Below are 10,677 nucleotides of genomic sequence, written 5' to 3' on the forward strand. Positions count from 1 at the left end.
GGCGCAAGGCGCGTTGATGGCCTGCCTCGACGAGAACCTCTTGTTCGAGCTGTCCGTCGGGCAGCTCGACGGGGCCGCCCTGGTCAAGGCCGAAGAGCACCTCGACACCTGCCCCCGCTGCCGGCGCGTGGTGGCCGCGGCGCTACGCGCGAGCGGGGCCTCCGCGCCGCCGCCCCCGGCGCTCGTGAAGCGAGGCACGGCGATCGGCCGGTACCTCGTCGTGGAGCGCGTCGGCGTCGGCGCCATGGGGCAGGTGTTCGCCGCCTACGATCCCGAGCTCGACCGCAAGGTGGCGCTGAAGCTTTTGCGCTTCTCGTCGCGGTCGGGCACGGAGGAGGAGCAAAGGCGCGCGCGGCTCGCGCGCGAGGCGCAGACGCTGGCGCGGCTTTCCCACCCGAACGTCGTGACCGTGTTCGACGTGGGGACGTGGGAAACGCAGCTCTTCGTCGCGCTCGAGTTCGTCCCCGGAGGGTCGGCCCGCGCCTGGGCCACGCGCGAGCCGCGCTCGTGGCGCGAGATCATGCGCCTGTGGATCCAGGTCGGGCGTGGTCTCGCCGCCGCGCACGCAGCCGGGGTCGTGCACCGCGACCTGAAGCCCGACAACGTCCTCGTGCGCGCCGATGGTCGCGCGCAGGTCACCGACTTCGGTCTGGCCGCCGAGACGAGACCACGCGACGTGGCGGCGGCCCAGAGCGGCATGGCGATCACGGAGACGGGCGCGCTCCTCGGGACACCGGCCTACATGGCGCCGGATCAGCTCGAAGGCGCGCCCGCCACCGAGGCCTCCGACCAGTACGCATTCTGCGTGTCGTCATGGGAAGCGCTGTTTGGCGAGCGCCCCTTCGTCGGTCACACGGTCGCCGATCTCGCGCGGGCCGCGCGGGAGCAAGCCCCACGCGCGCCGGCGTCGTCCCCCGTGCCACAAGCCGTGCGCCGCCTCTTGCAACGCGGGCTCCACCCCGATCCACGCGAGCGCCATCCCTCGGTGGCCGCGCTCGTCGACGCGCTCGAACGTGCGACGCAGGAGCCTCGTCGCTTCGGCGTCCCGATGCTGATCGGCGCGGCTCTGCTGGCCCTCGGCGTCGTCGTCGTCACGCGGCCGAGCCAGACGGTCCGCCGTCACCCGGCGTGCGTGCTCGCCGAGGAGCGGCATCGGGCCGGATGGGACGACGCGCGCCGCGCCGTGGTGCGTGAGGCCTTCGATCACACGGGGCTCTCGTATGCCGCGCAGGCCTTCGGCGCGGTCGACGGCGCGGTCGCGGCGCGCGCGACCGCGTGGCGGGCCGAGCGCGCGGAGGCGTGCGAGGCGCTCGTCAGCGCTCCGCAGCCCGATCCCCTCTTCCGCGCACGTGTCGCTTGCCTGGACGAGCGCCTGGCGGAGCTCGACGCCGCCGTCGAGGTGCTCTCGCTCGGCGGCGCCGGCGCGGTCAACCGCGCGACGTCCGTCGTCGAGAAGATGGCGCCGCTCGATGCCTGCGTGGCCGTCGACGTCGGACCTACCGACGCGGAGCCCTGCGAGGCGTGCGTGGTGATCCGCGCCGACGTGCAGCGCGGAAGGACGCTCGAAGAGCTCGGAAAGTTCGCCGAGGCCGAGCGTGTCACCAAGGACGCGCTCTCACGCGAGGCACCACCAAACGCCGCCGCCGCGCGGGCCGCGCTCCTCGTCGAGCACGCGCGCACGCTCGAGCCGCTCGGCCGCCTCGACGAGGCCGAGCGCGAGATGTTCGACGGGGCGCTCGCCGCACACCGGGTGGGCAGCCGCGCCCTCGCCGCCGAGGCGTTCGCCGAGCTCGCCTACTACGTCGGCTATTTGCGCTCGCGCCCCGACGACGGCGAACGATGGGCGCTCCAGGCGGACGCGCTGCTCGGCCCGGACGACGGGGCGCTCCGCGATCGCGTCGCCACGGTGCGCGGGGTCATCGAGACGCGCCGCGGCAACCTGCGGCTGGCCGAGGAGCACTTTCGCCGCGTGGACGAGAGCGTGCGCAAGCGGCTCGGCGCGGCGCACCCGAGCCGCGCCCGCGTGCTCTCCAATCTGGCGAACACGATCCTGCACCAGGGTCGCTTCGACGACGCGCTGCCGCTGCTGAAGGAGTCGTACGACCTCTTCGTCGCGGCGCTCGGCGCCGATCACCCCGACGCGTTCCAGGCGCAGAACTCCTGGGGCGCGGCGCTCGGCAACGCCGGCCGTTTCACCGAGGCGGTCCCGGTGTTCGAGGCGGCGCTCGCCGGGTACAAACGCACGCTCGGGCCGAACCACCCACGCATTGGCCGCGCGGCCTCGAACCTCGCGGAGGCGCTCTACCGGCTCGGGCGATATCCGGATGCACGCGCGCGTTACATCGAGTCGGCGGCGGCCCTCGAGCGGGCGCTCGGACCCGACGCGCCGGACCGCGCGCTCGCGCTCGCCGGGATCGGCCAGGTGTATGTCGCGGAGGGCGCGTGCGCGGAGGGCCTCGCCGAAACCGAGCGGGCGCTCGGCATCTGCGCGAAGTCGACGTGCGAGCCCGCGGACGCGGCGACGATCGAGTTCCTGCACGCGAAGGCATGGGTCTGCGCCGGCCGCGCGAAGGCCGAGGCCATCCCGCACGCCCGCCGCGCTCTCGAGCTCTTCCGTTCCATGGGCGCCGGCGCCGAGGAGCAGGTCAGCGAGATCGAAGCCTGGCTCCGCTGAAACGAGCGCTGGAGGCCTTTCGCGGTCGTATCGACGACCGCCCCTGCCACGACGAACCAGAGCGCCGAGAGTTCGGCGCTCTGCGAGATCGCGAAGCGAGCTCGCCTCAGGGGGTGAATCGGCCGGGCTTCGCCTGGCCGAGAGGGGGACGCGAGGCGTCCCCCTCGGGACAAAAGAAGCCTAGAACATCGAGCGGTTGTCAAACCGCTCGATGTTCTAGGCTATGCTCCGCCCGCCCGCGCACCTGCGCGAGGGATGTACGGAGGCGAGCACCATGTACGAACCGATCAAATTTCCGACGAAGAGTGGGGCGGATGCACCGGGGGAGCTGGTGGCGCCCGAGGGTGTGGAGCGGGCGCCCGCGGTGGTGCTGATCCAGGAGTGGTGGGGGCTCAACGGGCAGATCCGTCACGTCGCCGCCCGCCTCGCGCGGGAAGGGTTCCTCGTGGCGATCCCCGACCTTTATCACGGGCGCTGGACCGTCGACCCCGCCGAGGCCCAGAAGCTCATGGAAGGCCTCGATTGGCCGCGGGCGCTCGACGAGATCGGGAGCGCGGCGGCTTTCCTGAAGAACCATCCGCGAAGCAACGGGCACGTCGGCGTGGTGGGCTTCTGCCTCGGCGGCGCGCTCTCGTTCGCCTCGGCCACGGTCGTGCCCGATCTCGAGGCCGTCGTGCCGTTTTACGGCCTCGCCCCCACGGACAAATTCGAGTATGCGAATGTGAAGGCGCCCATTCTCGCGCATTTCGCGAGCAAGGACGAGTGGGCCCGGGCGGATAACGCGCGGGCGGTGATGGAGCAGATGCATTCGCGTGGGCAATCCATGGAGCTCCACGTGTACGAGGCCGGGCACGCGTTCGCGCACGAGTCGCGCAAGGACGTGTACGTCCCGGAGGCGGCCGCGCTCGCCTGGAGCCGCACGATTGCTTTCTTGCACCGGCACCTCGGCTGATCCGGGTTGCCGCTTTTCCGGGATGACTTGGTTGGAGGTCGGTCGATGTCGAATCGTTGGATGAGTATTTGGCTTTTCGCCGTGCCTTGCGCGGCCGTGCTCGGCTTCGCGGGCGCCGGCTGCTCGGACGGCTCGGACGGCTCGGGCGGCGCCGGCGGCGAAGGCGGCGCGGGCGGCCAAGGCGGGTCGCCGACGAGCAGCTCGAGCAGCAGCTCGAGCTCGGGGAGCGGCGGCATGGGCGGCCAAGGCGGCGCGGGCGGCGGCTGCGGCGATACCATGACGGACCCGATGAACTGCGGCGCCTGCGACAACCAATGCGCGCCGGGGCAGACGTGCGCGGGCGGCGTTTGCACCTGCGGATCGGCGAGCGTCGCGTTCGCGGACGTGCAGGCGATCCTGACGGCGAGCTGCGCGATCGGCGGCTGCCATACGGGCGCAGCGCCGAAGCAAGGGCTCGATCTGACGAGCGCGAGCGCGCACGCCGACCTCGTGGACGTGCCGGCCGAGCAATGCGCGGGCGGGACGCGGATGCGCGTCAAGCCGGGCGAGCCTTCGGAGAGCTACCTCATCGACAAGATCATGAACGTCGACAAGTGCTCCGGAAACAAGATGCCGCCGGCGATCGCGCTCTCCGACGCGAAGATCCAGACGATCTCGGACTGGATCTGCGGCGGCGCGATGCCGTGAATCGTTGAATGGGATGGGGACCGATGTATTGCTCGCGTTGTCTCAGGCGTTTCGAGGATGAAGAGCACCGCTTCTGCCCGTACGACGGGACGAAGCTCGTCGCGACGCCGGACGTCTCGTCGCTCCGCGCCAAACCCACGCCCGAGACGGGCGTGGTGCTCGGCGGGCGCTACGAGGTGCGGGGGCTCATCGGTCGGGGGGGCATGGCCCGGATCTATCTGGCGCTGGATCGGAACACGAGCGAGCCGGTCGCCATCAAGATGCTCGATTCGCTGCACCTCCGCGCGCCCGGCGCGCGCGCGCGCTTCGACCGCGAGGCGAAGGCGGCGAACGCCCTCGCGCATCCGAACATCGTGAAAGTTCTCGATACGGGGGAGCGGCCGGACGGCGTGCCTTTCCTCGTGATGGAGTATCTCTTCGGCGAGACGCTCGGAGACTGGCTGCGTCGCGAGGCGACGATGCCGCTCCACCTCGCGCTGCCCGTGCTGTCGCAGACGGCCTCGGCGCTCGGGGTGGCGCACCGCGCGGGGATCGTGCACCGGGACGTGAAGCCGGACAATTTGTTTTTGGTCGGCGAGCCGGGCGAACCGTACAACACGAAGGTGCTGGATTTTGGTTTGTCCAAGCTCGAGGCGGCCAAGGCGGTCACGCAGGCCGGGGTGGCCGTGGGGACGCCCGAATACATGCCGCCGGAGCAGGTGGTGGGGGACAAGTCGGATCCGCGGTCGGACGTGTATGCGCTCGGCGTGATGATGTATCGCATGCTGACCGGCGAGCTGCCGTTCCGCGCGGACGATTATGCGGTCCTCCTGGCGAGGCAGCTCATCATGCCGCCGCGCGAGCCCTCGGAGGCGCAGCCGGGAATCGATCGGGCCACGGAAGGCGTGATCCTGAAGGCGCTGCGCAAGAAGCCCGAGGATCGGTACTCGACGATGGAGGCGTTCTGCGACGACCTCGAGCGGCTCATGGGCAAGCGCCTCGGGTCGCTGTCGGCAGGGCTTCTGCCGCGCGGCCCGGATGTGTACGAGCCGAAAGATCAGCTCTCGCGGACGGCAGCGAAGTTTTTTTACAACAAGCTCGGGATGACGCCGCCGGCCTGGAAGTGAGGGCGGGCGGCGCCCCGGGGCCGTTTCTCCGCGTCAAGCCGCCTTCACGAACTTCTGCAGCGATTGCGCGAGGTCGTGCGTGCGTTGTTGCTCGGGCGAGAGCTCCTGCAGGACGAAATCACGCACGGGCGGTTCGAGCTCGTCGAGGTCCCGCGCGTACCGCTTCTTGCCTTGATCCTCGCCTTCTTCGAGCGCGGCGAGCGCGGCGCGGTGGCCGAGCAGGTCGGCGCCGCGCTGCACGATTCGCGCGAACGCGCCCCAGACGCCCGAGCTTGGCGCGGGTTCGCCGCCGAGCTCGCTCACTTTGCCCCGGAGCTTGTCCACGCGCCGCTGATGGCTCTCCAAGAGCTGGCGCAGCGAGCTCGTGAGGTCCGCGTCGCGCACGCTGCGCAGCGCGAGCTCGTAGGTCTCGACGCTCGCGAGCTCGCCGCGCAGGAGGTCGTTCAGACGGTCGAGCGTGCTCTCCTTCGAGGGCTCGCCCGTGCGCCGGGTCGAGGGGACTTCGTCCTTGATCGCTTCCTTGGCGGACTCGGCCGCGGCGCGCGCGACGGTGGCGACCTCGGTCGCCGCGGCGGCGAGGTCTCGGCCCGCGTGCTCGAGGTGGGCCTTGGCCCGCTCGATCGAGCCGCTCTCGCGCTCTTCGCCGCCGCTGCGCTCGATCGGGGCGTTCTCCTCGCCCTGCACCTCGTGCTCGACGTCCGTGCGTCCGCTCGTCTCGGGTTCGCTGCCTTGGGGGACGTTCGTGGAAAAGTCGGGCTGGCGCTTGTCCTGGTTCATGCGCCGATACCTGGGGCGCCCGCGCGCTTTCGTCGAGCGCGCGTCGTCCCCGACGTCTCGTGGTAGGCTCGCCTCCGTGACGCTCCTGAAAATTGCTCAAATTGGACATCCGGTGCTCCGCAACCGAGCGCGCGAGGTCGAGCGGGACGAGCTCGCCACGGCCGAGGTGCAGGCGTTCATCGACGACCTCGTCGAGACCATGCGCGACGCGAACGGCGCCGGGCTCGCCGCGACGCAGGTGCACGTGCCCAAGCGAATCGTGGCGATCGAGGTCAAGGACAACCCCCGGTATCCGTACAAGCCCAACATCCCGCTCACGATCGTGGTCAATCCGGTGATCGAGCCGCTCACGGAGGAGCGATTCGACAATTACGAGGGCTGCCTCTCGGTGCCGAACCTGCGCGGCATGGTGTCGCGGGTCGCCGAGGTGCGCGTGACCGGCTGGGATCGGCACGGGGCGCCGTTCGAGCGCGTGGCGCGGGGTTTGACCGCGGGGACGTTCCAGCACGAGGTCGATCACCTCGACGGCAAGCTCTTCGTGGATCGGGTGACCGATACGTCGACGCTCTGCACGTGGGCCGAGTTCGATCGGTTCCACAAGCAGGCGTTCGTGGAGCGAATCGTGCCGTTCGTGAAGCGAATGGGGGGCTGATTCAGCGGTTCACTTCGGGACGACGATCCCGCAGGGGAACTGCACCGAAATGGAATGGTCGCCCTGCTTGATCGTGTCGCACGAGGTGCCGAGCAGCTCGATCTCGTCGGGGCCGTTGAGCCGCCAGCCGTTCATGTCGTTGTAGGGCAGCGCCTTGCCGTCGAGGTAGACCTCGCCCTCGGCGGCCGCGGTCTCGTCGACGATGCCGTTCAATTTGAGCACGCAGGAGCGGACGCCGTTGATGATCTTGTCGAAGGCGTCGATCAACGTCTGCGGGTCGAGCGCCTGGTAATACGTGGCCTTCTCGGCGCCGCCGACGGGCAGGCCCGCGCCCGCGTTCGCCAGGTCCTGCAAATGGCCGAGGCTCACCTCGGCGCCGACGCTGATCACGAACGTGCGGACGTCCTTGCCGAACGCGGCCTGCGCGGCGGCGATCGATTCGTCCTGGCCATTTTGCGGGTTCGGCTCGGCGCAGGTGTCGGGCTCGCCGTCGGTCGCGAGCACGATGATCTTCGGCCCCGGCTCCTGATAGGCGACGAGATCCGTGGTCACGGCCGTGATGCTCTCGCCCGTCGGCGTGTCGCCCTCGGGGTTCTGCGGGGCGTACACCGCGTCGATGGCCGCGTGGTTGTTCAAGGCGAGCGGCACCTTCGCGAGCATGGGGCACGTGCCGCCCGCATTGCCGCCATTGCTCGTGTACAGCGCGAGCCCGAACCGGACGTCCTTTTCGAGCTTCTTCACGATCCCGGTATCCGGATCCATGAGCGTGTCGTAAAGGACGTTCCAGCGGTCGCCATTGCCGAAGCTCGCGGTCATGCTGCCCGATTGATCGATGAGCAGCATCACGGTGGGGATCTGCTTCTCGAAATTGACGTTGACGTCGGCGCAAGCGTCGGCGCCGGTGCCGGTGCCGTCGCTCGACGTCACGAAATCGATACCGCCCATGCCGCCGGATCCGCCCTCGCCCGCGGGGATACAACGACCCTTGACGTTGCACGTTTGCCCCGTGGGACAGCCGGCCGCGCCGGGGGCGCAGTCCGCGGTGCAGGTGCCGCTGATGCCGCAATACAGGCCGTCCGCGCACGCGAAGTCGTTGCCGCAGGTGCCGCCGCACTTGCCGGCGTAGACCGAGTCACACGGGGCCGCGCCGTTGCTCGTCGAACCGCAGCTCGAAGCGAGCGCGGTGGCCGCGGACGCGAGCCCGATCGCGAGTGCGGGCGCGAGGAGGCGGCGGAAGAACGAAGGCGGACGGGGACGAAAGAGACGGGCAGAGTGCATACGTAAGCTCCTGGGTTCGAATGTTCTCGGAGTGTAGCGCGGCACGCTGATCAAGGCCGCCTCGGGCGCGACTTCGTCCGACGCATGCGCACGCGCCCGCCGGGATCTTGCCGCGCGATGAAGGCGATCATCTTCGCGAGCTCGGGATGCGCGACGAGCTCTGCGACGGTGTGATACCTGGCTTCGAGCTCCTTGTTCGTGAGCACCGCGTGGACGGCGTGGTGGCAATCGCGGCAAATCGCGAGCGTCAACTTGCCGCCGCGGCTCCGCGGCACGAGGTGATGATCCGAGGGGTTCAGATTCGGCCGTTCACAGAGCGGGCACGGTTCGATCGAGGCCGGTTCGGGGCGCATGGGCGACGGCCACGCATGATACACGGCCCGGGACGCGCGCGGAGACGGGCCGAAAAACGAGGTCCGCCGGTGATGACGGTGACGGCGGACGAGGGGCGCGAGCGCCCGCGTTTGTCTTTTCAGGCGTGGAGCAGCCCACCGCGCCGCGGCCGTGACGATCCGGGTCGAAGGCGCGCCATGGGTCTTTTGAGCCCGTTCGTGGCGTGGTACCCTGCTCGCGGATCTCCTCGATGCAGACTTATAACCTCGCGAAACTGAGGGCGGATCAGCCGAATTTGTGGCCGCCGCTCGTACTGCCTGCGTGTCTGCTCGCTTGCGAGGCCGCACCCGGGACGACGAGCCCCTTCGAGCTCGCTTACTTCAAGCCGGGCGCGGAGGATCCGACGATCGAACGTTTCTCGCTGGTGCACGCGACCGACGTCTCGGCGGCCGACGTCGAGGCGCTGCGCGCCGCCGGGCGCGAGGACGTGCTGCACGTGGCGGCGGCCGGCGTGATCACGGCGATCCTGCGGGCGCGCGACGAGCTGCGCGTGGTGCGCGTGTCGAAGCGGGGTCCGTGGCTGGATCTGCATCTGCAGAAGCTCGACGGCCGGGACGACGGCGTGCTCGTCGCGTTCGGGACCCAAGGGGCGGATCCGGACTCCGTGCTCGCGGACGTGGTCAAGCACGTGCACGGCGCGCCGGGTGGGCGGAAGATCGCCGGCGCCGTGGCCTTCGGCGGAGGAAAGGCCGCGATCCGGGTCCTCACATGATCACCTTCGCCTTCGGGGCCGAGGCCTGGCCGAAGAGCCTCACGGTGCCGGACGTCGAGCGCCACAAGAGCCTCCTGATCCAGCAGGCGATGTACGCGCGGCTCACGCAGCCCGCGATGATCTTCCGGACGCTGTCGCGCGGCGCGCTCTACTGGGAGCGCTGGCTGCTCGAGAAGGACCCGGGCCGCTGCGAGGAAGAGCGCGTGGTGTCGGGCCTCGAGCTCGCGCGCGACGCGGGCGATTGGAAGGAAGCGGAGCTGCTCCTCGCGCACTGCGAGGGGTCGACGGGCCTCGTCGGGCGGCCGTTCGTGGAGGCCTGGAGCGTGATCGTGCGCGATCGGCTGCAGGAGCAGGTCGACAACGAGCAACGGCTGGAGATCGCCTTCCAGAAGTTCCGCGGCGCGAAGAACGTGGAGAACGAGGCCGCCCGCGCGGAGCTCGCCCGCGACGTGATGGCGCGCGCGTCGGAGATCGGGCAGGTGGGTTCGCCCGTGCCGGTGAACTCCCTGCTCGCGCGGATCGCGGCGGCGCAAGGCTGGCACGACGAGGCCGAGGGGTACTACGCGGCGCTGCTCGTGTGCCGGCCGCTGTGGATCCCGTACATCGTGCAGCTCTCCGAGCTCCAGGCGAAGACGGATCTGAAGCGCGCGTTTGGCACGATCGAGACGGCGAAAAGCCTGCTCGGCAAAGATTTCTGGCTCGCGACCTGAGGGACGAGAATGGCGCTCAGCGCTTGCTCCGATCGATATCGCTGAATTCGCGTCAATCCGCGCCCGCATCTCTCGGCTGGGTGCCGCAATCGGCCGGAATGCCGCTGCCGGGGGCGAGGATATCGACGCCGTCATAGCAAAAGTTCTCCGGCCCCTTCGCGTAATACGTGTCGAGGAAGGCGCCGAGCGCGGCGGTGTCGAGGCAATCGGCGCGGAGGAGCCCGCCCCACGCGGCCGCGGCGAAGCGGACGTCGAGCTCGGGATCGGGCACGACGATGATGCGCGCCTTCAAGGGCGCGACGCAGAGCGGATCGGCCGGGCGCGCGTCGAGGAAGGCCGCGAGGGTCGCGAGCTCGGATTCGCAGCCGCCCTCGCAATGGTACGAGATGACGACCGCGCCGTGCTCCATCGAATGGACGAGGAAACCACGCGGGACGGGCGCGTCGTACCATTTGAATGCGGCCCACGAGGGGTAATGAGGGCCCGAGGTCGGAGGGTTCGTCGAATACACGACGGGGGAGCACGCAGGGACGTGCGGAGCCGGCATGATCGGGACGGCCATCGTGGTGACGGGGCAGGCGCCGGCGTCACTCGGGCCGGCGTCGGGTTCGTTGCCGCCGGCGCCGCCGCTGCCGCTTCCGCCAGCGCCGCCGCTTCCGCCGGCGCCGCCGCTGCCGCCGGCGCCGCCGCTGCCGCTTCCGCCAGCGCCGCCGCTGCCGCCAGCGCCACCGCTTCC

Annotated in this window: 11 protein-coding genes; 7 read left to right on the forward strand and 4 right to left on the reverse strand. The window is 70.2% G+C overall.

Annotation, left to right across the window (positions count from 1 at the left end):
- The first annotated feature begins 16 nt into the window (after nt 1–16).
- From QHF84_RS25870 to QHF84_RS25885, 4 genes are all read left to right on the forward strand, one after another.
- Nucleotides 17–2,674, forward strand: a complete 2,658-nt coding sequence (locus QHF84_RS25870; protein ID WP_281316085.1) for a serine/threonine-protein kinase — start codon at nt 17–19, stop codon at nt 2,672–2,674.
- Nucleotides 2,675–2,948: 274 nt separating this feature from the next.
- Nucleotides 2,949–3,626 (forward strand): dienelactone hydrolase family protein, encoded by a 678-nt coding sequence (locus QHF84_RS25875; protein ID WP_281316086.1) that lies wholly within the window; start codon nt 2,949–2,951, stop codon nt 3,624–3,626.
- 60 nt (nt 3,627–3,686) lie between these two features.
- Nucleotides 3,687–4,313, forward strand: a complete 627-nt coding sequence (locus tag QHF84_RS25880) for a PE-PGRS family protein (RefSeq protein ID WP_281316087.1) — start codon at nt 3,687–3,689, stop codon at nt 4,311–4,313.
- Between the two features lie 8 nt (nt 4,314–4,321).
- On the forward strand, nt 4,322–5,419 hold the full coding sequence (locus QHF84_RS25885) for a serine/threonine-protein kinase (RefSeq protein WP_281316088.1): 1,098 nt from the start codon (nt 4,322–4,324) through the stop codon (nt 5,417–5,419).
- A 33-nt stretch (nt 5,420–5,452) separates the two neighbouring features.
- Here the strand turns inward: QHF84_RS25885 and QHF84_RS25890 are convergent, their stop codons facing one another.
- Nucleotides 5,453–6,196 carry a DUF2383 domain-containing protein gene (locus QHF84_RS25890; RefSeq protein ID WP_281316089.1) on the reverse strand — a complete coding sequence of 248 codons (744 nt, stop codon included), beginning with the start codon at nt 6,194–6,196 and terminating at the stop codon, nt 5,453–5,455.
- Between the two features lie 76 nt (nt 6,197–6,272).
- Here QHF84_RS25890 and def point away from each other — a divergent pair, with 76 nt between their 5' ends.
- A complete protein-coding gene (gene def / locus QHF84_RS25895) occupies nt 6,273–6,848 on the forward strand; it encodes a peptide deformylase (RefSeq protein WP_281316090.1) in 576 nt (191 codons plus the stop codon).
- Nucleotides 6,849–6,857: 9 nt separating this feature from the next.
- Here def and QHF84_RS25900 read toward each other — a convergent pair whose 3' ends face one another.
- Complete coding sequence (locus QHF84_RS25900; RefSeq protein WP_281316091.1) at nt 6,858–8,126, reverse strand: vWA domain-containing protein; 1,269 nt, start codon at nt 8,124–8,126, stop codon at nt 6,858–6,860.
- A gap of 50 nt (nt 8,127–8,176) precedes the next feature.
- Nucleotides 8,177–8,479, reverse strand: a complete 303-nt coding sequence (locus QHF84_RS25905; RefSeq protein WP_281316092.1) for a hypothetical protein — start codon at nt 8,477–8,479, stop codon at nt 8,177–8,179.
- 230 nt (nt 8,480–8,709) lie between these two features.
- Here QHF84_RS25905 and QHF84_RS25910 point away from each other — a divergent pair, with 230 nt between their 5' ends.
- Together QHF84_RS25910 and QHF84_RS25915 are read left to right on the forward strand one after the other, a co-directional pair.
- Nucleotides 8,710–9,231, forward strand: a complete 522-nt coding sequence (locus tag QHF84_RS25910) for a hypothetical protein (RefSeq protein WP_281316093.1) — start codon at nt 8,710–8,712, stop codon at nt 9,229–9,231.
- Nucleotides 9,228–9,941: a hypothetical protein gene (locus QHF84_RS25915; RefSeq protein ID WP_281316094.1), complete on the forward strand. Its 714-nt coding sequence runs from the start codon at nt 9,228–9,230 to the stop codon at nt 9,939–9,941. The genes QHF84_RS25910 and QHF84_RS25915 overlap by 4 nt, the downstream gene beginning before the upstream one ends.
- Nucleotides 9,942–9,993: 52 nt before the next feature.
- Here the strand turns inward: QHF84_RS25915 and QHF84_RS25920 are convergent.
- The coding region (locus QHF84_RS25920; RefSeq protein ID WP_281316095.1) for a DUF3105 domain-containing protein at nt 9,994–10,677 on the reverse strand (684 nt) is incomplete at its 5' end.

Origin of the sequence: Polyangium sp. y55x31 (genome assembly GCF_029946505.1) — a bacterium.
GTDB lineage: Bacteria > Myxococcota_A > Polyangia > Polyangiales > Polyangiaceae > Polyangium.